Source organism: Spirosoma pomorum, assembly GCF_054776615.1.
Genome location: NZ_BAAHBP010000001.1, coordinates 337,888 through 359,769, shown reverse-complemented (window position 1 = coordinate 359,769; position 21,882 = coordinate 337,888). Strand labels below are relative to the sequence as shown.

The 21,882-nt window shown below is 49.8% G+C and carries 19 protein-coding genes; 10 read left to right on the top strand and 9 right to left on the bottom strand.

The genetic code is table 11. The features are described from left to right. Positions 1-4: 4 nt before the first annotated feature. The gene (locus tag ACYVAD_RS01475; RefSeq protein ID WP_461137691.1) at positions 5-430 is read right to left on the bottom strand and encodes a hypothetical protein; all 426 of its coding nucleotides are present in this window, start codon (positions 428-430) and stop codon (positions 5-7) included. Between the two features lie 256 nt (positions 431-686). On the opposite strand from ACYVAD_RS01475, the gene ACYVAD_RS01470 reads away from it, so the two are divergent. Further along, the gene (locus ACYVAD_RS01470) at positions 687-2,447 is read left to right on the top strand and encodes a tetratricopeptide repeat-containing sensor histidine kinase (RefSeq protein WP_461137690.1); all 1,761 of its coding nucleotides are present in this window, start codon (positions 687-689) and stop codon (positions 2,445-2,447) included. A 59-nt stretch (positions 2,448-2,506) separates the two neighbouring features. On the opposite strand, the gene ACYVAD_RS01465 is transcribed toward ACYVAD_RS01470, so the two are convergent. The 7 genes from ACYVAD_RS01465 to ribD form a co-directional block, all read right to left on the bottom strand. Continuing rightward, a complete protein-coding gene (locus ACYVAD_RS01465) occupies positions 2,507-3,907 on the bottom strand; it encodes a bZIP transcription factor (protein WP_461137689.1) in 1,401 nt (466 codons plus the stop codon). A 76-nt stretch (positions 3,908-3,983) separates the two neighbouring features. Then, positions 3,984-5,957: a choice-of-anchor Q domain-containing protein gene (locus ACYVAD_RS01460; protein WP_461137688.1), complete on the bottom strand. Its 1,974-nt coding sequence runs from the start codon at positions 5,955-5,957 to the stop codon at positions 3,984-3,986. 53 nt (positions 5,958-6,010) lie between these two features. Continuing rightward, positions 6,011-7,933, bottom strand: a complete 1,923-nt coding sequence (locus ACYVAD_RS01455; protein WP_461138505.1) for a right-handed parallel beta-helix repeat-containing protein — start codon at positions 7,931-7,933, stop codon at positions 6,011-6,013. Between the two features lie 110 nt (positions 7,934-8,043). Beyond that, the gene (locus ACYVAD_RS01450; protein ID WP_461137687.1) at positions 8,044-10,008 is read right to left on the bottom strand and encodes an immunoglobulin domain-containing protein; all 1,965 of its coding nucleotides are present in this window, start codon (positions 10,006-10,008) and stop codon (positions 8,044-8,046) included. Positions 10,009-10,196: 188 nt separating this feature from the next. Then, the gene (locus ACYVAD_RS01445; RefSeq protein ID WP_461137686.1) at positions 10,197-10,700 is read right to left on the bottom strand and encodes a hypothetical protein; all 504 of its coding nucleotides are present in this window, start codon (positions 10,698-10,700) and stop codon (positions 10,197-10,199) included. Between the two features lie 110 nt (positions 10,701-10,810). Next, on the bottom strand, positions 10,811-11,359 hold the full coding sequence (locus ACYVAD_RS01440; protein WP_461137685.1) for a hypothetical protein: 549 nt from the start codon (positions 11,357-11,359) through the stop codon (positions 10,811-10,813). A gap of 109 nt (positions 11,360-11,468) precedes the next feature. Continuing rightward, positions 11,469-12,512 (bottom strand): bifunctional diaminohydroxyphosphoribosylaminopyrimidine deaminase/5-amino-6-(5-phosphoribosylamino)uracil reductase RibD, encoded by a 1,044-nt coding sequence (gene ribD / locus ACYVAD_RS01435; RefSeq protein WP_461137684.1) that lies wholly within the window; start codon positions 12,510-12,512, stop codon positions 11,469-11,471. A gap of 154 nt (positions 12,513-12,666) precedes the next feature. On the opposite strand from ribD, the gene prmC reads away from it, so the two are divergent. The 9 genes from prmC to lepB all read left to right on the top strand — a co-directional run bounded on the left by prmC (position 12,667) and on the right by lepB (position 21,071). Continuing rightward, complete coding sequence (gene prmC, locus ACYVAD_RS01430; RefSeq protein WP_461137683.1) at positions 12,667-13,515, top strand: peptide chain release factor N(5)-glutamine methyltransferase; 849 nt, start codon at positions 12,667-12,669, stop codon at positions 13,513-13,515. Position 13,516: 1 nt separating this feature from the next. Next, positions 13,517-14,494, top strand: coding sequence for an AAA family ATPase (locus tag ACYVAD_RS01425; protein ID WP_461137682.1), 978 nt, complete (start codon positions 13,517-13,519; stop codon positions 14,492-14,494). A gap of 128 nt (positions 14,495-14,622) precedes the next feature. After that, a complete protein-coding gene (gene msrB, locus ACYVAD_RS01420) occupies positions 14,623-15,135 on the top strand; it encodes a peptide-methionine (R)-S-oxide reductase MsrB (protein ID WP_461137681.1) in 513 nt (170 codons plus the stop codon). A gap of 31 nt (positions 15,136-15,166) precedes the next feature. Then, the gene (locus tag ACYVAD_RS01415) at positions 15,167-16,192 is read left to right on the top strand and encodes an SPASM domain-containing protein (RefSeq protein ID WP_461137680.1); all 1,026 of its coding nucleotides are present in this window, start codon (positions 15,167-15,169) and stop codon (positions 16,190-16,192) included. Positions 16,193-16,355: 163 nt separating this feature from the next. Further along, positions 16,356-17,138 (top strand): ParA family protein, encoded by a 783-nt coding sequence (locus tag ACYVAD_RS01410; protein ID WP_461137679.1) that lies wholly within the window; start codon positions 16,356-16,358, stop codon positions 17,136-17,138. A 104-nt stretch (positions 17,139-17,242) separates the two neighbouring features. Next, positions 17,243-18,163: a ParB/RepB/Spo0J family partition protein gene (locus ACYVAD_RS01405; RefSeq protein ID WP_461137678.1), complete on the top strand. Its 921-nt coding sequence runs from the start codon at positions 17,243-17,245 to the stop codon at positions 18,161-18,163. A gap of 67 nt (positions 18,164-18,230) precedes the next feature. Further along, a complete protein-coding gene (locus tag ACYVAD_RS01400; protein WP_461137677.1) occupies positions 18,231-18,971 on the top strand; it encodes a DUF5683 domain-containing protein in 741 nt (246 codons plus the stop codon). 112 nt (positions 18,972-19,083) lie between these two features. After that, positions 19,084-19,824 (top strand): 4-hydroxy-tetrahydrodipicolinate reductase, encoded by a 741-nt coding sequence (dapB, locus tag ACYVAD_RS01395; protein ID WP_461137676.1) that lies wholly within the window; start codon positions 19,084-19,086, stop codon positions 19,822-19,824. A gap of 74 nt (positions 19,825-19,898) precedes the next feature. Beyond that, on the top strand, positions 19,899-21,071 hold the full coding sequence (lepB, locus tag ACYVAD_RS01390; protein ID WP_461137675.1) for a signal peptidase I: 1,173 nt from the start codon (positions 19,899-19,901) through the stop codon (positions 21,069-21,071). A gap of 53 nt (positions 21,072-21,124) precedes the next feature. On the opposite strand, the gene ung is transcribed toward lepB, so the two are convergent. Next, positions 21,125-21,790, bottom strand: a complete 666-nt coding sequence (gene ung, locus ACYVAD_RS01385) for a uracil-DNA glycosylase (protein ID WP_461137674.1) — start codon at positions 21,788-21,790, stop codon at positions 21,125-21,127. Positions 21,791-21,882: the final 92 nt, after the last annotated feature.

Genomic DNA, 21,882 nt, shown 5'->3' with positions numbered 1-21,882 from the left:
CAGACTATTTTTTGGTCAGTTCGTTGCGGATAGAAGTTTTTAGATTCACAAGAACTTCTTTGCAGTCAGCAAATTGCTCGGGATCGCCGTAGTCGGTGCGGTCGCGGTTCCAGTTATTGATGGAGCCGTTGAGCAGATCGGAATAGGTTTCTTCAACCCCTGGTTTACGTTGTTTCAGCGTAGCAATTTCGCTGCGGATTTCTTTAATTTCATTGGCAACCCAGGCTCGGTTCGTAGCGTATCGGGTCTTCCATTGAGCATATTCCGCATCTCGGGCTTTGGCCTCAGATTCTACGGATGCGGGAGCCTGATCGGATGAGTTCGATAAAACTACTGCGCCAGCCGCCGTCGACGCAGCCGGGGGCGTTACCTGGGCCGAAGCCGCTACCGCCAATGAACACAGACCAAGGATAAAGAAAAAGCGATTCATCGTAGTACGTTTTTGATGCACAAATTTACTAAGGTTATTTTCTGACGGCAAACAGGTGTCTGTTAACTCGGACTGCGATTGGTTCTGGTAACAAAACCTCCGTCACTAATACAATGCGAGCATTAGCCGAGGTGTTACTGAAAATAAAGAAGTTCGGGGGCCGGCACTGCGGGAAAAATCACGCTATTCCAGTAGGTTTGTTAGCTAATTTCCACCCGCTATTGCCGTGAACCAATTTCGTCTATCCCTTCTCTGTTTGCTACTTAGTTTCTCAAGTGGCAACGCAAGGGCACAGGTGTCATTATTGCCCGATTCGCTCGCCAATGCGCCTGATAGCGTTAAAACCTGGAACCTCCGCGAGATCGGTGACTCGCTGATTTTCGCGATTAATTTTCCGCTGGCCAAACAAGCGTTCGATCAGGCACTGGCCATCGCACGGGCAAGTGGAAACCGGCCTGATATTGGTATCTGCTACCGAGGGCTTGGGTATTGGTATGAAAACATTGGTGATTATCAGCGGGCTATTACAAACTACCAGCAGGCGCTTCGTTTATTCCGGCAGGCAGGATACACTAGAGAAATACCGAAGACGATGTCATTCATTAGTTTTTGTTACGTGCAGCTGGGAAATGATAAGCAGGCCGAGCAGTACACCCGGCAGGGGCTGAAACTTGCTGAAGCATACGGACAGACAAAATGGGTGATAGCTTTCTACGAAGAACTGGCCAAAATCAGCGGGCATCGGAAGCAATTTGACGAAGCGGAGCGCTACACAAACCGGGTCCTGGCCTATTACGCGAAGCAAAAAGATTCGCTTGCGTACCATATATCACTGCTCAACGCATCGCTGCTCTACAAAAACATGGGCCAGTTCGCCCGGTCGGAACAAGGTTTTCGCCAGTTACTACGCTTTAGTAAACGACCCGGTGGCGACGAGACGCTGTATGGCTATGGCCTGGTCAACATACCCAGTGCGCTGATTCCGCAGGGCAAGTTAAGTGAAGCCGAAACGTTTTGCCAGCAGGCACTGGCCTGGGTCAAAAAAACAGGTGCTAATAAGCTACCTATGCAGGAAGAAGTGTATGGGCACTTGTATCATATTGCCGAAGCCAGGGGCGATTACAAACTGGCCCTAAATTATTATAAGCAGCAGATTGCTAACCGGGACAGCCTGCAGAATGAAACCATGAAGCGTCAGCTCTCAGAGCAGGAAACCCGATTTCAGACGCAGGAAAAAGAAGCACAAATTCGACAACTGGACGACAAAAATGAGCAGCAGAGCCGCTGGATCTGGGCAAGTATTAGCGGGATAATTCTTCTAGCTGGTTTAGCCGGCGTGCTGTATGTGCAGTCGCAACGCTTGCGAACAAGCCAGACAAAGGTGCAAGCGCAATCGGACCAGATGGCATTAATGATGCGCGAACTCCACCATCGGGTGAAAAACAACCTGGCTGTCATTTCCAGCCTCCTGAAGCTACAATCGACCCGGCTCGACGACGAGAAGGCCGTTCAGGCCGTTCGAACCGGACAGCAGCGGGTAGAAGCCATGGCGCTGATTCACCAGAAATTGTACCAAACGGATAACGTGACCCGCGTGAACATGCGCGATTATTTACGTAGTCTGGCTGAAAGCCTGATTGTCGCTTATGGCTACAGACCCAACGAAGTGGATCTACGAATCAATGTCGAAGTGGAAGAATTAGAGGTTGACGTGGCTATTCCGCTCGGGCTGATTGCTAATGAGTTATTTACCAACGCGCTTAAGTATGCCTTCTCCGAGTCCCAGCACCCACAACTAATCATCCGAATGCGCAACCACGACGGGATCACGCTGGAAGTGCAGGACAACGGTCCTGGGATTCTCGCAGCGGATTGGCAGCCGACTGATAAAGGGAAATCGTTCGGGAAACGGCTTGTCTATTTACTGACCGAGCAATTGGAAGGTAAACTTGAACTTTCGCGACAGAACGGAACGCTGATCCGGCTGCATATTCCGTACGAAGCGGTAAAAGTTTAAATAAACAAAGCCCAGGACTTGGAGACCTGGGCTTTGACAAATTAATTCATTACGTTACGTTATTTTCGATCGATCAGTTGTTGAACCAGCTTCTTGAGTTCGTCAATTTCAGCCTGTTGTTTTTCCAACTTTTTACCTTGTTCCTGGCTGATTGTACGCTGCTGATTATTTTCTTTTTCCAGTTCGATGCTGTAGAGCGTTAACTCTTCAATTTTTTCCAGCAGTTTGGCATCCATTTTGGCAACGTCAATTCCCTGCTCGACAACTTCAGAAGCCGATGGTACGCCAGGTAGGTGCTTATTCGCCTGTACGTATTGAGACACTTCACTCAACGAACGTAATTTATAGGTTGGCGCGAAGACGTAGTCAGACCAGTCAGCTGTGCTTTTTAAAGCTACTTTCACTTTCTCGGTCAGGATGCCATCTTCTACGTAGAGCCGATAGCCAGCGGGTGTTTTCGCGAGTGCCGAGCCAATAACGATCGGTTCGCCCTTTGTGCTTTGTAGATAACCGCCTTTACGTTCCCAAAGTAAATCTGCATTGTCCTGCGCGGCTACCCGGCCACCGCTGGCATAGTTAGCCAGCACGACATTACCACTACCGTCGACAGTCAGAAATTTACTCGAATTGATGGAGGCCGTAGTTCCCGATGTCAGGTTCTCCAGACGTAAGCCTGACTGATTAGCGGAGCCGCTGGTGATATGTAGACGGGCGGTAGGGGCGGTGTTGCCAATCCCCACGTTTACACCGCTACCAAGTACCAGGGCATTGCTCGCTGTTACGCGGGCGTTATTACCAATCGCCGTTGCATTTTGTAGACCGTTAGCGCCAGCATCAGCCCGGAAACCGATGAATGTGTTGTTAACGCCACCTGCGTTGCCACGTCCGGTCTCAAAACCGATGGCTGTATTATTATCACCATTCACGCCCGAGCCGCTTCCGGCGTTGGTACCAAGATATACGTTATAGCCGCCTGTTGTGTTGCCACTACCCGTGTTGTCTCCCAGGAAGAAATTAGCGTTGCCGCTGGTGTTATTAACCCCCGCATTGGTACCCATAATGAAGTTGGAGCTACCAGTGGTATTGCTGTAACCGGCTTGCACACCCATGAACGTGTTGAAGGCTCCACTAGTTGTTGATCGCCCCGACGAAAAACCAACAAATGTATTCGCTGACCCATTCGAACTAAGACCAGCATTGGACCCCAGAAAGGTGTTGTTGTTACCGGTAGACGTAGACGCACCCGCGCGAAGCCCTAAAAACAAGTTACCAATCCTCGAGGAAGAGGTCTTTAGCAGCACTGTGTCGGCCGACCGCAGCGACTTATTAAGGCTTAGATTGACATCCTCCGTTATCGTGAGCGATGTGCCCGGTGTTGGCTCAATAGTCTGAGCCTGAAGCGCTGCAATGGGAAACGTAAGCAGGCTGGCAAGAAAAAGTTGACGTGTAGATGTTTTCATGTTTAAAGAAAAGACTATTTAGTTATTTGAGCAAAAAGTTAAGTGCGTTTGTTTACGTACCAGTTTTGATGGTTACCTACTGAGCCACAAGTTTACTACCAGTTTGCAGTTTCACTGTTTGGCCTGGATCGTAGCTTAGCTGACGGGCCTGGGCTATGTAATTACTTGGCACTGTCACCGGATGCTTAATGCGGACCGCATCACCACTAACGGGAACCCGGTTCATCGACCACACAGATGCATCGTCCCACCGGCCCGCCTTCACGGTGTACATCCCCGTGTTGACTATCAGGACAATCTCATTTGAGGTAACACTGTTGCAGTTTCCTGTTACCACGATGTAATAACGCCCCTGGTTACTGGCGCTTAGGTTACTTATTGAAAGAGTTGCCGATGTGGCCCCGCTGATGGGAGCGCCATCTTTGTACCACTGGTACGCACTCACTGAACCACTAGCGTTGACGTTGGCAGTGAAGGTGCCTCCCTGGGGGATACTGAAATAAGAAACGGGTTGCTGAGTAATGGTCAATGGCGACTGTGGTGTACCCTGGAACTCGTAGGCTCCTAGGTCAATCTGGCGCACTAGGCGGGGGCTGTTGTTGAGGTCGGTAGTGGCTGAGTTAGCAGCGTTGTTTCCTTTATCGATAGCGGGGGAGCAGGCCCGCAAACGGAGGTTGTCGCCAGCGACATCGACGAAGAGCGGATCGAGTGAGAAGTTGCCGGTACCAGGGGTGTTGTCCTGCGTATCGGTGTACGTCATCGCAATTGCACTGTCAGAAACAATGCCGTTCGGCGTGTTTCCCCAGATAGCGCAATTGACAAAAGAGGTATTGGTACTAAAAACGGCACCGCCAGTACGATCGCAAAAGTTTCGCGCGAAGCTACAGTTGACAAATTGGCCACCAGTTGTGAAAGCTGCTCCGCCCCCCGAATTACTCCGTGTTGTGGCTTGGTTGCCGGTGAAGCTACAATTGATGAAACTGGTATTTCTGGCGTAGACGGCTCCTCCATACGTATTTTGAATGCCTGCTCCTCCGCTGGACGACCTGTTACCACGAAAAGTACAGTTGACGACAGTTGCCTGATAAGCGGCCAATGAACCCCCATCACCAATGACGCTGTTTAGCACAAACAAACAATTTGTTAATACGGAACCTGCCCCAACATTCAGCGCTCCTCCAGTTGCCCCTCCATTTGGACCGGAGCCCCCGCTATTAGAACTGAATGTACAGTTGTTGATGATGGCTGTTTTCCTGACAATGACGGCTGAATAGCCTGTACTAAAGTTATTGCTAAGGGTACAATTCGTCAAAGAAATAGAATCGCCATAAATCGCGGCTCCTTCGGATACTGCATTTCGCTCAAACGTGCAATTTGTGAGTTGTGGAAAACTAGTGGCGTCGCTGTATAATCCACTGCCTCTACCACCAAACGTACCTATATTGTCTGAAAAAAAGCAGTTACGAATGATAGGGCTACTGTGCAGATTACGCATGCCAGCGCCCTGGAGCGTGTTGTAATCGACTCCGCTGCCTCCAGCGTCAATATTACCGCCTGTAATAACAAAGCCATCTAATAATGCCGTATTGTTCAAATCGTTGTTTGCAATGACGTGAACGCTTCTGTCATTTCGATTATTGGTTGTTCCCAGATACCCACTTAGGGTAGTACTCGACGGTTGTGCCAATGATAGCGAGGCAGGTCGCTGGCTGAGGGCGCTTTCCATACCGACAAAGCCGCCGTAGAGAGCTACGCCGTTTTTCATGCTGTAACTCATCATACGATCAGTTACACTGCAGGTGGTGCAACTGCTGGGCTTGTACGTACCGGCTGCTACCCAGACCTGATCGCCAGCTGAGGAAGCGTTGATGATGGCTTGTAGATTAGCTGAGGCTGTAGCCCACGAACTACCGTTGCCGCTACCATCGGGTTTGACGTAACGTATTGTTTGCGCGTAAGCTACATTGCCTGCCAACACGCAGAGTACCCCCACCAGAACAAGTAGACTCAGATGGTGGCGAAAAGAGGGCAAAAGAAAAAGTTGTTTCATTATGTGGAATAATATTGACTGAGCGCAAATACTAAGCGTTTGAGAAATCTTTTCTACTGAGCTAAACTAACCCGACTACCCGTACCTAATTGCAAGGTCTGCCCGGGGGCGTAACTGATCCGGCGGGCTCTGACTATGGAGTTGCTCGGCACTGTCACCGGATGATTGATCCGTACGTCGTCGCTGCTGATGGGCACCCGATTCATCGACCATATGGACGCGTCGTCCCACTGACCGGCCTTTACCGTATACATACCCGTGTTGATGACCAGAACCAGTTCGCTCGACGTAACACTGTTACATATGCCACCTGCTATGACTTTATACCGACCTGCATCGGCCGTTGTAAGCCCTGTAACAGTCAGGGTCGCCGACGTAGCACCGGCAATAGCTACGTTGTCTTTGTACCACTGGTAGCTGCTGACCGTGCCGCTGGTCGATACGGTTACCGTTAATGTACCGCCTAGGGGAATTTCGCGAGAAGAAGCCGGTTGCTGTGTAATCGTTGCCAGCGGCTGTGACGTTCCCTGGAACTCATAAGCGCCTATATCGATCTGACGTACCAGTCGAGGCTTGTTATCCGGATCGGTAGTGGTATTGTTGTACTTGGTGTTTGCATCATACATGTTGATACCGCGATCAATGGCCGGGGAGCACGGAAGCAGTCGTAAGTTGTCGCCAGCCACATCAACGAAAAGCGGATCCTGCATGAAATTATTTCCAGCAGCAATATCCTGCGTGATCGTATACTTCAATGATGAGGTAACGACGCCATAAACTCCATCAGGCTTATTTCCCCAGATGATGCAGTTAATGAGCAGGCCGCACCGGGCAATAGCACCACCAGGCCGGTCGCATTTGTTACCGCCAAAACTACAGTTGACAAAATTCGTGGTGGGGGTTGAGAAGACAGCTCCTCCCCCCGAGTTGTTTCGGCCACCCGCTTCGTTGTTACTAAAGCTACAGTTAACAAATAAGGAACTCCCCGCTGAAACGGCGCCCCCGTAACCGGCTGAATTTCCGGCTCCGCCAAAACCCGTTGCCTTGTTGCCCCGAAATACACAGTTAACGACCGTTGCATTATCGCCGACAGAAAGACCTCCACCGTATCCTAAGGCTGTATTATTTGAAAATAAACAGTTGGCTACGTATGAACCGTCACCAACTCGTGCTCCACCACCACTTGACCCACCACCACTGCTGCCAGATGATGAATAGTTATTGCTGAAAACGCAGTTCGTCATGGTGACTGCCTTGCCAATAACCGCTCCCGACGAGCCTCCGGTGTTATTGGTAAACGTACAGTTGACCAAGGTGAGGCTATTGCTCTCGCTCAAGACACCCGTGCCATACCATAGTTTGTTATTGTCGAACGTGCAGTTGATGATTAGGGCGTTGCTGCTGGCATCATTGTAAATGCCGCCACCGCCCGCGAACCCACCATCGAAACCCGGCGTTTCCGTATGATTGGTAAAATAACAGTTCCTCACCGTTGGGCTACTGTTCACATTGCGCATTCCCCCGCCAGTTGTCAGTTTAGGAAGTATAGCAGCTGTAATGACGAAACCGTCCAGAATAGCTGTGCTGCTCAGATTAGTGTTAACTATGACGTGCTCGCTATTATCAGTTAACACATCAGGGCTGCCAAGCTCACCACTCAAAATACTACCTGAGGGTGATATTGTGAGCGAAGTCGGGCGTTCACTAAGGGTACTTTCGGTACCAACAAAGCCTCCATAGATGACAACGCCATCTTTCATATTAAAACTGATAGCACGGTCGGTGTTAGCGTTGCCACCTGGTTTGTAGGTACCTACCGCTACCCAGACCTGATCACCAGCTGAAGACGCGTTGATGATGGCTTGAAGGTTGGCAGAGGCTGTAGCCCAGGAACTACCGTTGCCGCTACCATCGGGCTTTACGTAACGTATTGTCTGGGCGTGAATACTGCCAACTGCCATTACATAGAATACCATCAAAGGCAATAAATGGCGTAAACGGCAGCATAATAAGGAAAGGAGAAGTTGTTTCATAAGGTAGTGGAAAAACTTAAAAGCAAAGATATTAATCGTGAAGTTGACTTAATCTACTGAGTAAGATTGATTTTGCTGCTTGTACCTAGTTGCGAGGTCTGCCCCGGATCGTAGCTTAGGCGACGGGCCTCGGCTACGAAACCAGTTGGTATACTCACCAGATGCTTTATACGTACTACGTCGCTGGAAATAGGCACCCGATTCATCGACCACACTGACGCGTCGTCCCAACGACCCGCCTTCACTGTATACATCCCTGTGTTGACAACCAGGACCGATTCGGTCGAAGTGTCACTATCACAAGACCCCGTCACCACTACATAGTAGCGACCGGCACTACCGGCGTTGAGATTGCTTACGGTCAGCGTCGCTGAAGTAGCCCCGCTTACGGGGGTACCATCTTTGTACCATTGATAAGAACTCGCGGAACCGCTGGCCGCAACGGTAGCCGTCAGCGTACCGCCTTCGGGAATGCTGAAGTAGGCGTTGGGTTGCTGAGTGATAGTGACCAGTGCCTTTGGCGTACCCTGGAACTCGTAGGGCCCCAGATCAATCTGGCGCACCAGGCGGGGGGTGTTATTGAGGTCAGTGGTGGTTGGGTTAACGCTATTGTTTCCTTTATCGAGGGCGGGGGAGCAGGCCTGCAGGCGGAGATTGTCGCCTGCGGCATCAACGAAGAGAGGATCGAGGGAGAAGTTGCCCGTGCCGGACGTGTTATCCTGCGTGTCAGTATAAGTTAAGACCGTATTAGCATTGCTAGTATTACTGATTCCATTTGGTAGGTTGCCCCAAAGGATGTTATTGGTTAGAGTAGTAGTGCCTGACTCATTGTAAATCGCACCACCCTGGCCCTGGGCGTTATTCAGACCAAAGCTGCAATTAATCAGTGAGGGAATACTACGGCGGGTATAAATAGCGCCCCCATGAGCGTCTTTGCCGTAGTTCCCATCTAGCCCTTTGGCTATATTATTACTAAAACTACAATTGATGAGGGTTGGCGTATTCTCTATTCCTCCTATGTACATAGCCCCCCCAATGCCATAACGGGTTCCGGCACCATCGGTAGCCCGATTGCCTCTAAATGTACAGTTGATTAGAACAGGATTACCTGCTGAAACGAAAACAGCTCCCCCAAAACCGATCGCCTGATTAGCACTAAACAAGCAGTTGGTAATGACAGAGTTACTACTAATGTTTATAGCGCCACCATACCCGCCCCCAGGACCCGGTCCTGCTCTATTGTTGTCGAACGTACTGTTAGTTATTTTTAAGGTTCCACCAACGATAGCGCCATTGTCGAAGGCTGAATTGGTGCTAAAGGTGCAACGTGTAACAGTTAATGTACTGGTTGGCTGATTGAAGATGGCACCACCTTCACGCGCAGTGTTACTTATAAATGTGCAGTTCGTTAGTGTTGGGTTACTTGTCGCATCATTGTACATCCCTCCGCCTTTTGAACCGGAACTACCCCTGTTGATTAGAAAATGACAGTTTCGTACCGTTGGGCTACTATTTTGGTTGAGCATCCCGCCACCATTGGCGATTACGTAACTGCCGGTTATGACAAAGCCATCCAGAATAGCTGTGCTGCTCAGATTGTTGTTGACAAAGATGTTGTTGAAGTTGTCAAAAAAATTGTCTGATGCTCCTAATTCTCCACTCAGAATAGTGGATGGTTGAGCAGACGTAATCGAAGCCGGGCGCTCGCTCAGTGTTGTTTCCGTGCCGACAAAGCTTCCGTAAATGGCAACACCATCCTTCATACTGAAGCTGACTAGGCGATCAGTATTGTTGTTACCTCCTGGTTTGAAGGTGCCTGCTGCGACCCAAACCTGATCGCCTGATGACGACGTGTTAATAATTGCCTGTAGATCAGGTGAGGCATTGGCCCATGAACTGCCGTCACCACCACCATTGAATTTGACGTACCGTATCGTCTGAGCGTAGCCAGTCGATATGGATAGTAAGTAGAAAAAAAATCGTAGTAAGGCCGAGGCTGGTAGTGGTAGAGTCATCATATATCCTCCGGAAAAGGTAGATAAAAGACATTACCAAAAGTAGCCGACTCACCCAGAATTACTACTGTGCAGTCAGAGAATGTGAACCAATATAGCTAAGTAGCTAACTTATTTATGAAACGGCCCCATAACGAAAAACGCCACTCAACTAGGTTGCTGAGTGGCGGGTTGAAACTATCTAAATGTCGTTATTTCTCGTCGTCGCTTCGGATAGTCTGAATCAACTTTCCGTTTTCGATTAGTCGGGTTTTCAGGACTGTCTGCCGAGGAATGGTTAGTAACAAAGTGGGCTGAATTTTCTCCGATTGTACTATTTTCGTCTGGGAAGTATCCTTCATGCGAATGTACCGTATCGTGAGCGTAGAGTCCTGCACGAACACGCGGCTGACGGAGATTTTAGGGGGCGTACTAGTAGAGGCTAATACGATTCCAATGGCGGTTTCTTTCGTAAAGTTAGGCGCAATCGTTTTTTTGCTGACTGGTGTGGCCCGCGTAAAAAGCTTGTTCAATGATTCGGCGTCCTCAAATAGGTAAAGGGATGTCTTTGTTTTGTTGACGCTGGCTTCCGGTGCCAGGACGTAATCAGAAAGTAATCGGTATCGTAACGTGACTTGGGCTACCGTTAGCAAACTCAGCCCCGAAAACAGGCAAAAAAATAGTGTAGTTCGGGAGATTCGAAACCAGTTTTTCAAAGAGAGAAAGGACATAAACGCACTAAGAACAATATGGGCACTACCTGTGTAACGCCCTGATCCTCGTCTTCTGTGTGTGGGAAATAGAAAAAAGTAGATAGTCGATGACGTTATTTCGCTTTTGCTACAGCGTTTTCGACGGTTATATTCGATACGTTGAAACAAGAGTTCTGATTGTCGCTCTGACACTCAAACAGATCAAACCGTTCTACCCCTTCATCCAGTCGTTCGAAATAGAGCGTAAATTTGACGGGTTCGTTCCCCGATATGTCGCGGGATTCGGGCGAGAGGGGAATTCCTTCTGCTTTTAATAAAGCATACGTTCGCTTGCTGCCGTGTGTGCCCAGGAGCGCCTTGGGGTTAAAAGAAACACTACTAGTAGAATTATAATAGCCGCGATCATTCGGGTCCTTCGCAAAAGTCATGTAGAGAATTGTGTAGGAAGCCGTCAGCCGAACATCGGTCACTCGAATATCAGGATCTTCAGAATGACCAAGCCCCCCCGTCGGATCTGGGTACAATCGCTGAGTGGGGGCATACGCCTGATTCGGCTGGTAATATTCGGCTGCATCGACAGGAGCATTAGTGGCCGACGGACGATTTGTTGCACAGGCCGTTAGAAGCAAAGCGCTAAAAAGAAAGGCGATAGAAGTATGCATAGCGAACGTACTTTACTCGATGTAAGCTATCAATTTTTAACGGAAAAAACACGTGGCTGTTTACAAAACATCATCGTTTTTCGGGCGGAAGGCCAGACTATTACTTTAGCTAGCGAAGTGGTTGGTAGAAAGTTAATTCATCCTGGCGAACAAACTCCCTTTTTCGAATAACACCGCGTATCGTTGGGGATTTGACACCATCGCCGACCAGCTTGGGGCTGCGAAAAACGCGTAATTCATCCCACAGACCTGCGTCAAGCAAAGAATTCAGCAGTGTACTTCCGCCTTCAACAAAAACAGACTGAATACGTCGAGCGTGTAGGTCCGTAATAAGCTGTGGTAAGAAAGGTTGATCTGGACGTAGCTGTTGATAAGTTACCTGATCACTGACTTCAGTTTTTTGACAATTGTAGACCAGCGTCGGTTGCGTATTATCGAATAGATGCAAGGAGGGAGGGAGTTGTAACGATCTGTCGATAACAATGCGAATCGGATTCCGGCCGGGCCAGTACCGTACGTTTAACCGAGGATTATCGGTTCGGGCGGTAGTTGTACCGACCATGATCGCATCTTCTTCGCTCCGCCACCGATGCACTAGCCGCTGGGCAAGCTGGCCGCTTATGGCGATCGGTTGACTACCAGGGCCAGCGATGAAGCCGTCTGCTGTTTCAGCCCACTTCAGGATGATGTACGGGCGTTTCTTCTCAAAAAAAGTGAAAAAGCGGGCATTCAGTTGTCGACCTAAGTCGTTCAGTATGCCTGTCTCAACGGTGATACCTGCCGCGCGCAGGCGCTCGAACCCCTGCCCCGAGACCAGCGGATTAGGATCGTCGTTGCAGCAGACAACACGTTTTACCTGCTTGTCAATGAGAAGGTTAGCGCAGGGTGGCGTTTTCCCCCAGTGCGAACAAGGTTCGAGTGTGACATACACCGTTGACTCTGGTAGCAAATGTACATCCTCAGGTTGTACCGACTGCACAGCGTTTACTTCAGCGTGCCAGTCACCGTAGCGCTTATGCCAGCCCTCACCGATGATCCGTGTACCACCTTCACTTTCATGAACAATAACACAGCCTACCATGGGGTTAGGGCTGACCTGACCACGACCTAATGCGGCTAGTTCGAGGGCGCGTAACATGAAACGTTCGTGCATAACGTTAAGCGTATAGACTATGTCTCCGAGCGGGCGTGATTTATGGGGGCAGCATGAGAATTTGCTCAGCCCTTAATCCTGTCAGAACAATACGGAGTTCCGCCGAAAATCATAAACTTGGTTAGTTTTACGCAAAATTACCTGATTGAATCAAATGGCAACCGCCAAACCGCTATACGACCGCCTGCGCAAAAACATTACGGCCTATTCAACCGAAGAGGCTCGTGAAATGGCGTTTATGCTGCTCGATCATTACTTCGGGCTGCGCAAAACCGATGTGCTGACCGACAAACCCCTGCCACCCAACCGGACCGAACCCGACTGGTTTAAGATCCTGGAGCGGCTAAACCGGCAGGAACCCATTCAGCACGTGATTGGGACGACAATCTTCTGCGGCCTTGAATTTGACGTTTCTCCCGATGTACTGATTCCCCGCCCGGAAACGGAGGATCTGGTCCGATTAATCATGCACGATTTTTCTGACCGAACCGACGATGTGCCCATTCTGGATATTGGTACTGGCAGCGGTTGTATTGCCATTACGTTAGCTCGATTTCTGCCACAGTCGGTCGTGACGGGCTGGGACGTATCAGAAGACGCGCTGGATCTGGCTCGGCGGAATGCGCAAAATCTAAACGCCGACGTTGATTTTTCTATTCAGGACATTCTGGATGTGCCGGCCGAAGGCATTGCGAAATTCGATTGTGTGGTAAGTAATCCGCCTTACGTTACCCGCTCGGAGGCCGCGGAAATGGACCGGAACGTATTGGATTATGAGCCCGACTTGGCCTTGTTTGTGGAAGACAATGATCCGCTGGTGTTTTACAAAGCCGTGGCTGATTTTTGCGTAAAGCACCTGACGAAAGACGGAGCTTGTTACGTAGAAATCAACGAGCGATTTGGAGAGGCAACCCGGGAAGTGTTCGCTGACCGGGGCTTTACGAAGATTCAAGTTTATAAAGATATTCACGGTAAAGACCGGAGCATCCGAGCAACGTTCTGACATGCAATCGACGACTTCATTCGCCTACCATACAAAAATTCGGGACGTTCTGAACGAAATGAGTCAGGTAGTCGTGGGGCAGGATCGGCTGCTGAATCGGCTGCTGATCGGACTCTTTACCGGGGGGCACATTCTACTAGAAGGTGTTCCAGGACTCGCGAAAACGTTGACAATCAGTACATTGTCGAAAGTGCTGGAGCTTGATTTTCAACGGATTCAGTTTACGCCCGATCTACTGCCCGCCGACCTGATTGGCACGATGATTTTCAACCAGAAAACGGCTGATTTTGACGTAAAACAGGGACCTATCTTCGCCAACCTGATTCTGGCCGATGAGGTTAACCGGTCACCAGCAAAGGTGCAGGCAGCCTTGCTGGAGGCCATGCAGGAAAAACAGGTGACGATCGGCGAGGAAACATTTGTGCTGGATCAGCCTTTTCTGGTGCTGGCGACGCAGAACCCCGTCGAGCAGGAAGGAACGTATCCGTTGCCCGAAGCGCAGGTTGACCGGTTTATGATGAAGGTGTTCGTCGATTATCTGAGCAAGGAGGATGAACTAACCGTCATGCGCCGAATGTCGAACATGAACTTCGATTACGAAGTGCAGCCGGTTCTGGGAAAGGAAGATCTAGTAGCGATCCGGAACGAGATCAACGGCATCACGATCTCTGAGACACTGGAGCGGTACATTATCGAACTGGTGTTCGCGACGCGCCGACCTATGGAATACAACCTGCGTGACGAGGCTCGATACATCCAGTTCGGCGTATCACCCCGCGCCAGTATTAATTTGAATCTGGCAGCCAAAGCGATGGCCTACTTCGATCGGCGCGATTACGTCCTACCCGAAGATATCAAGGAAGTTGCGCCCGACGTGTTCAATCACCGGATTATGCTCAACTACGAAGCAGAAGCCGATGGAGTAACGACCTTACAGGTCATTGATTCTATTCTGCGTAAGGTTGCCATTGGGCGATAAAGAGTTTGGCGTCATGACTGTCAGGGTGTTACCGATCTGATGATCGAGCACGGGCGAATTTTTCAGTAGGAGCCTACGTTATAGATTTAGGTAAGCAGCTTAAAGTCCGATAGTTGCCACCTATACGTATGTCGCAAAACCGAATTTTCCTCCTGATCGCGTTATTGGTTGCTGGTCTACTCTGGTTGTACGGAACGTACTTCGCGACGCCCCGGCCTGTGCATCATTTGCCCGTTGGTGCAACATCGCCCAACGGTCGGCGGGTAGAGAAAACGGACGATGAGTGGCGATCACTGATGCCATACGCTCAGTATCGGGTCACGCGGGACCGGGGAACTGAATGGCCAAATAGTAGCCAGTTAGTCCATGAGCATCGGTCCGGCACGTACGTTTGCGCTGGCTGTAAAAACCCGCTTTTTACGTCCAAGACTAAGTTTGAGTCGGGTACGGGCTGGCCAAGTTTCTACCAGCCCGTGGTTAAGAACGCTATCTACACAGAACCTGACGGAACTCGAACGGAGGTACGTTGTTCTGTCTGCGATGCGCATCTGGGCCACGTATTTAATGACGGACCGGAACCGACGGGGCTACGTTACTGTATGAATGGTGTGGCTATGTCGTTTGCTCCTACGTCGAAGTAGTGATGCTGACAGACTGCCGTATCTTTACTGCATGAATCGCAACCTGTCCGACGGGCTTAACTTTGCTTCCAAGCTGACGCCCAAGCGCGTCGCTAATGCGCTCAAGGTGCTGTATAGTTACTACGCGTCGCGGCAACAAGGTCGTCCTTTACAACGGGGGCTACCCATGTCAATCTCGTTTGAACCAACAACCTCCTGTAACCTGCGTTGTCCGGAATGTCCTAGTGGTCTGCGGTCGTTCACCCGGCCAACGGGTATGTTAGGCGAAGACCTATACAAACGGACTATTGACGAACTGCACGAAACGCTGCTGTATCTGATCTTCTACTTTCAGGGAGAACCTTATCTCCATCCGCAGTTTCTGGAGCTGGTCCGCTATGCTACCGATCGCAATATCTACACGGCCACCAGCACCAACGCACATTACCTGACGGACGCTAACGCAAAAAAAACCGTCGAGTCGGGCCTGGACCGGCTTATCATCTCGATCGACGGAACCACGCAGGAAGTGTACCAACAATATCGGGTAGGAGGGAAGCTCGAAAAGGTGCTGGAGGGGACAAAAAATATCATCCGCTGGAAGAAGGAACTGAAGTCTAAGACCCCCCACGTCGTATTTCAGTTTCTGGTCGTCAAGCCCAACGAGCATCAGATTGCTGAAGTGAAAGAACTGGCTCGTGAGTTAGGGGTTGATGAAGTTGGCTTGAAAACAGCGCAGATCTATGACTACGAACAAGGTTCAGATCTAATTCCAACCATCGACCAGTACAGCCGGTATGCCGCGCAGGACGACGGTTCGTATCGAATCAAGAACGGCTTTGGAGACCATTGCTGGAAGATGTGGCATTCCTGCGTCATTACCTGGGATGGCCTGGTCGTTCCCTGCTGTTTTGACAAAGACGCGGATCATCGACTCGGCGATCTGCAAACGGAGTCTTTCGCCGATCTCTGGCATGGCGACGCCTACAATAACTTCCGCCAGACATTGCTACGATCCCGCTCTGAAATAGAAATGTGCCGCAACTGTACCGAAGGAACGAAGGTGTGGGCGGATTAATTTAGAGAGCGGAAGAATGAATGAGCGAAAGAGTACCTTCTGAAAGGATCGCTCTTTCGCTCATTCATTCTTTCGCTCTTTACCTTTTGTGGAACATTCCGTGGAACAGTGCTTGGATTCGTGAAAACTATCCGGCATATTTGGGTCTGCAACGCACAGACCAATGGGTAAAGTCATTGCTATCGCCAACCAAAAAGGGGGCGTCGGTAAAACAACAACAACGATTAATCTGGCCGCTAGTTTGGCCGCTCTCGAATTTCAAACACTGATAGTCGACGCCGATCCACAGGCAAACTCGACGTCAGGCTTGGGGTATAATCCAAAAGAAATCGAGTACAGCATCTACGAATGCATGGTTGAAGGAATTCGGCCGCAGGATGCTATCATTCAGACGGATTTTCCGAATCTTGATCTGTTACCATCGCACATCGATTTGGTAGGAGCGGAGATCGAAATGATCAACCTGCAGAATCGAGAAGATAAAATGAAAGTAACGCTGGATTCAATTCGGGATAGTTACGATTTCGTCATTATCGACTGCTCACCATCGCTTGGACTGATCACAATCAACAGCCTGACAGCCGCTGATTCCGTCATTATTCCAGTTCAATGTGAATATTTTGCGTTGGAAGGGCTGGGTAAGCTGCTGAACACGATCAAGATTATTCAGTCACGGCTGAACACGAGCCTAGCGATCGAAGGAATCCTGCTGACAATGTATGACCTCCGGGTGCGTCTGTCGAACCAGGTCGTGGGTGAAGTAACAAGCCATTTCCAGCAAATGGTTTTTAGTACCATTATTCCACGAAATATCCGACTCAGCGAATCACCAAGTTTTGGCGTGCCCGCGCTGGCGCAGGATGCCGACAGTAAAGGGGCTGTAAGCTATTTGAACCTGGCCCGCGAGATTCTTGCCAAAAATGGCTTGATGCCCCACGAAGTATAATCAAGCGTACATAATCCGGGCTACTTGATGGACAACTGGGATGTTCCTGATTGGGTGTCCTTGCTCACCATATAGCATAGGTCAATCGCTAAAAAAAACTGCTCATGGATAACGCAAACGCCAAAGCGCCGAATAAGAAGATGATTGGACTGGGCCGAGGCTTAGGTGCATTGCTGCATGACAGCGAAGCCGTCAACCGGCAGACAAAATCGTCGCCGTTTGAGTCAATTGGTACGATGACCGAGATTGGGTTGTCATACATTGAAACAAATCCGTTTCAGCCACGTACCCGCTTTGACGAGGAAGCACTGCAGGAACTGGCCGATTCGATTCGGACGCAGGGTATTATTCAGCCCATTACTGTTCGGCAACAGGGTAAAGATCGTTACCAGCTTATCTCGGGAGAACGACGCTTGCAGGCGTCTAAAATTGCCGGGCTGACTCATATTCCCGCTTACGTTCGCACGGCTAATGACCAGCAGATGCTGGAAATGGCGCTGATTGAGAACATTCAGCGAGAAAATCTAAACTCAATCGAGATTGCCCTGAGCTACCAGCGGCTTATCACCGAATGTAGTCTGAAGCAGGAAGAACTGGGCGAGCGAGTGGGAAAAAACCGGACTACGGTAAATAACTACATTCGTTTGCTGAAGCTACCGCCCGTTATTCAGGCAGCGCTGCGCGATAACAAAATTTCGATGGGGCACGCCCGTGCCATCATCAACATCGAAAATCCGGATGTGCAGATTCGCCTGTTCAACCGAACGGTTGATGAGGATTGGTCGGTCCGTAAAGTAGAAGAAGCCGTACGTAATCTGTCGGACAATTTACAGGACACGGCTACTGAGCGTCGCGTTACGTTGCCTAAGCAGGAAATGCGCAGTTTGCAGTTCAAACTCTCGTCGATGTTCGGCACCAAGGTGTCCATCAAGGCTGACGAGCGGCACAAGGGAGAAATTAAAATACCATTCACGTCGCAGGAGGAACTTACCAAAATCCTGGAAGTGCTGAATTCGCAGGCCTAGTGGTGTTAAATTATTCTAAAAAGTTGATCGGGCAAGACAAACAGCGGGTATTGGGCGTTGCGAAAGCATGAAACAGTTTTTCACGTTCCTGATCGCGTGTCTGTTAATCGTTAGTTCAGCACGATCCTTATTGGCGCAGCAGCCGGCTGCTGCACCAGCGGTAACTCCTGCGCCGACGGACTCGACCCGGCAAATTCGTTCGGCAGCCGACACGATCCCTGAAACGGTTCGCCGTAACGGCGTTCGCGTTGGTACGTCTACGCTGACACCCGAAAACGGGTCTGCAACGCTGGACACCGGACAGGTCACTGCCGCGCAGGAAGCCAAAATCCGCAAGATTGTTCCGCGTAAAGCCACCATTCGGTCACTGATTTTTCCCGGTCTCGGGCAGATATACAATCGCCAGTTCTGGAAACTCCCCTTTATTTATGGTGGCTTAATTGGCGCTGTTTATTCGTTTCAGTGGAATCAAAACCTGTATAATCAATACTTGGCTGGTTACCGGGAAGCGTACAACTCAACGACGATCAACCCCTTGTATCAGGCCAAGGTTGCCACGGTACGTGATCGTCCTTTGACAGTACAACAACTAAAGCGAGCTACTGATCAGTTTCAGCGGCAGCGCGATCTGACGGTTATTCTGACGGCCGTTGGCTGGGCATTGAACGCCGTTGAAGCTAATGTTGCGGCTCACATGAAAACATTTGATTTGTCGGACGATATCTCGATGAAGGTTCACCCTAATGTACTGCCGATGCCCGGTACGGGCATTGTACCGGGTGTTCGGGTTGCTTTTACGTTTAAATGATAAAAAAGAGGAGGAAAGGGAGGAGGGAGGAAAGGAGTAAAAATTGCTTGCTTGACACTATGGTAACTTATTCCTTTCCTCCTTCCTCCCTTTCCTCCTTTCCTCCTTTAGTATGAATATTCTTCTGTTAGGATACGGGAAGATGGGCAGAGCGATCGAGCAGATTGCCCTTGAGCGTGGTCATCAGATCGCTGGCCGCATTAATATTGACAACCGTGACGAACTGGATGCGCTGACCGACGATAGTGTTGACGTGGTCATTGAATTCAGCTCGCCTGAAGCGGCTGTTGAAAACATCACGTACTGCCTAAAGCGGGGCTGGCCGCTGATTTGTGGAACAACGGGCTGGCTTAGTCATCGAGCTGAAATCGAAGCGTTGTGCCGCGAGAAAAAAGGCGCTTTCTTTTACGCATCGAACTACAGCATTGGTGTCAATTTGTTTTTCAAGTTAAACAAGGTGCTGGCCCGGTTCATGCATAATTATCCGTCGTACGAGATTTCAATGACGGAAATCCACCATACCGAAAAGAAAGATGCGCCGAGTGGTACTGCCATTACGTTGGCTGAAGGGATCATGGATCACATCGATACTAAGAATCGGTGGGTGTTGAAAGAAGAATCCAGCGCGCAGATTGAGTCCACGGATGCCATTGCTATCGAATCGGTGCGGGAAGGCGTAGTCCCAGGTACGCACACAATCCGGTATGAATCGGATGTCGATCGGATTGAAATTAGTCACGTAGCCCATAGTCGGCAGGGATTTGCCCTGGGTGCTGTGGTAGCCGCTGAGTGGCTTATTGGCCGGGAAGGTGTTTTTGGGATGGATGATTTATTAAATTTAAACGCCGAATAGACAAAGGCCCGATTATAAATCGGATAAAGCCGCTGTCAAGTAGTAACGAGTACTCATTTTCTAACGAAGTTCCTGTGTCTGAAATAAGCACGAAAGCCGCAACCAGATCGGCTAAACCCAAAAAGTCGCCCATTCGTGAGTGGTTCGATTCTGTTTTGTTTGCCGTCGTAGCCGCTACGTTGATCCGCTGGCTGTTTATGGAAGCGTTCACCATTCCGACTCCATCCATGGAAAATAGTCTGATGGTCGGCGATTTTCTGTTCGTAAGCAAATTGCATTACGGCACCCGGACGCCCCGGACGCCGTTGCAGGTTCCGCTGACGCATCAGAAAATATGGGGAACGAACATTCCGTCCTACAGCACGGCTATTCAGCTGCCCTCTTACCGGCTGCCTGGTTTTACGCACGTTAAAAATGGGGATGTGGTCGTCTTTAACGTACCGCCTAAATACCTGAACGAGAATATTGACTACCCCGTCGACCTGAAGACGAACTACATCAAACGGTGCATTGGGATCCCTGGTGATGTACTGGAAGTTCGGGAGCGGGAAGTATTCATCAACGGAAAACCTTTTCCGGCGCCCCCCCGATCAGAACAGCGGTATTTCATCAAAACGACGGAAGTACTGGACGCCAACTTCTTCCGGAAGTATGACATTGTCAACGACTACCGCGATCCAAGCCAACCCACCGAAAACTGGAAACCGCTGGAGCAGTATAACGACTCTACGAAATCATCTACGATGGTCGGCTATAGCGTCAACACGACAAAGGCTGTTATTGACCAGTTCAAAGGTTTTAGTTGGGTAAAAGGCGTTGAACCGATGATGGATAAGCCGGGCGAAATGTCGCCGGGGGTTTATGGAACGCCAACCTTTAAGTGGAACCACGATAACTTCGGTCCGATTACGGTTCCTAAAAAGGGAGCGACAATTTCCATTAATGCACAGACGATCGCGCTGTACGGCCCGGTAATTGAGCTATACGAAGGCAATGAGAACGTAACGGTGACGCCAACGAGCATTACTGTTGGTGGCAAGCCTATTACGTCGTACACATTCAAGCAGGATTATTACTTTATGATGGGGGATAATCGGGATAACTCGCTCGATTCCCGTTTCTGGGGCTTTGTGCCCGAGGATCATATTGTTGGTAAAGCCGTATTTGTCTGGATGTCACTTGATCCAAACCCAGCCAACATCTGGAACAAGATTCGCTGGAATCGCCTGTTCCGGACGATTGATTAAAACGACTGTAGGTTGTAGAGACGCAAAATTTTGCGTCTCTACGCATTATATCCCTACCATTCTATCGGCGGAAGCCCTTTACTAGCCAGGTACTCATTTGCCTGGCTAAAGTGTTTATTGCCGAACCAGCCACCCCATTGAGCGGCCATAGGAGAGGGGTGTTTGGACTTGAGGACAAGGTGTTTTTTGTTATCAATTACCGCACCTTTCTTCTGGGCGTATGCCCCCCAGAGCATGAAAACGACGTGCTGCTTCTCGTCGGAAATGAGCTTAATAACGGTATCCGTAAAAGTCTCCCAGCCTTTGCCCTGGTGTGAACCCGCCTGTCCCGCCCGAACGGTCAGGGTCGAATTAAGAAGCATAACACCCTGATTTGCCCAGCGTTCAAGATTACCTGACTTGGGGACGGGTTTACCCAGATCGTCCTGAATTTCTTTAAAAATATTGACCAGGGACGGTGGCTTGGTAATACCGTCGGCTACGGAGAACGCGAGCCCATTGGCCTGGCCCTCGCCGTGGTACGGATCCTGTCCTAGAATCACTACGCGCGTGTCATCAAAACTACACGTGTTAAAGGCGTTGAAAATTAACCGTCCGGGTGGGTAGACGCGCTGCGTGCTGTACTCTTGCCGGAGAAATTCGGCCAATTCGCGGAAATAAGGCTTATCGAACTCAGGCTGCAACCGTGTTTGCCACGATTCAGCGATAGATACATTCATGGATGGAACTGATAAGATTAAAATGGCATTATAGGCCTACAGATGCTGGATACAATCTCGAATAAAATATTTTGAGACCGGTTCTTGCGTAA

Coding starts and splice junctions, on each gene's coding strand:
- ACYVAD_RS01475 (WP_461137691.1), bottom strand. CDS start 430: ATGAATCGCTTTTTCTTTATCCTTGGTCTGTGTTCATTGGCGGTAGCG.
- ACYVAD_RS01465 (WP_461137689.1), bottom strand. CDS start 3,907: ATGAAAACATCTACACGTCAACTTTTTCTTGCCAGCCTGCTTACGTTT.
- ACYVAD_RS01460 (WP_461137688.1), bottom strand. CDS start 5,957: ATGAAACAACTTTTTCTTTTGCCCTCTTTTCGCCACCATCTGAGTCTA.
- ACYVAD_RS01455 (WP_461138505.1), bottom strand. CDS start 7,933: ATGGTATTCTATGTAATGGCAGTTGGCAGTATTCACGCCCAGACAATA.
- ACYVAD_RS01450 (WP_461137687.1), bottom strand. CDS start 10,008: ATGATGACTCTACCACTACCAGCCTCGGCCTTACTACGATTTTTTTTC.
- ACYVAD_RS01440 (WP_461137685.1), bottom strand. CDS start 11,359: ATGCATACTTCTATCGCCTTTCTTTTTAGCGCTTTGCTTCTAACGGCC.
- ribD (WP_461137684.1), bottom strand. CDS start 12,512: ATGCACGAACGTTTCATGTTACGCGCCCTCGAACTAGCCGCATTAGGT.
- prmC (WP_461137683.1), top strand. CDS start 12,667: ATGGCAACCGCCAAACCGCTATACGACCGCCTGCGCAAAAACATTACG.
- ACYVAD_RS01425 (WP_461137682.1), top strand. CDS start 13,517: ATGCAATCGACGACTTCATTCGCCTACCATACAAAAATTCGGGACGTT.
- msrB (WP_461137681.1), top strand. CDS start 14,623: ATGTCGCAAAACCGAATTTTCCTCCTGATCGCGTTATTGGTTGCTGGT.
- ACYVAD_RS01415 (WP_461137680.1), top strand. CDS start 15,167: ATGAATCGCAACCTGTCCGACGGGCTTAACTTTGCTTCCAAGCTGACG.
- ACYVAD_RS01410 (WP_461137679.1), top strand. CDS start 16,356: ATGGGTAAAGTCATTGCTATCGCCAACCAAAAAGGGGGCGTCGGTAAA.
- ACYVAD_RS01405 (WP_461137678.1), top strand. CDS start 17,243: ATGGATAACGCAAACGCCAAAGCGCCGAATAAGAAGATGATTGGACTG.
- ACYVAD_RS01400 (WP_461137677.1), top strand. CDS start 18,231: ATGAAACAGTTTTTCACGTTCCTGATCGCGTGTCTGTTAATCGTTAGT.
- dapB (WP_461137676.1), top strand. CDS start 19,084: ATGAATATTCTTCTGTTAGGATACGGGAAGATGGGCAGAGCGATCGAG.
- ung (WP_461137674.1), bottom strand. CDS start 21,790: ATGAATGTATCTATCGCTGAATCGTGGCAAACACGGTTGCAGCCTGAG.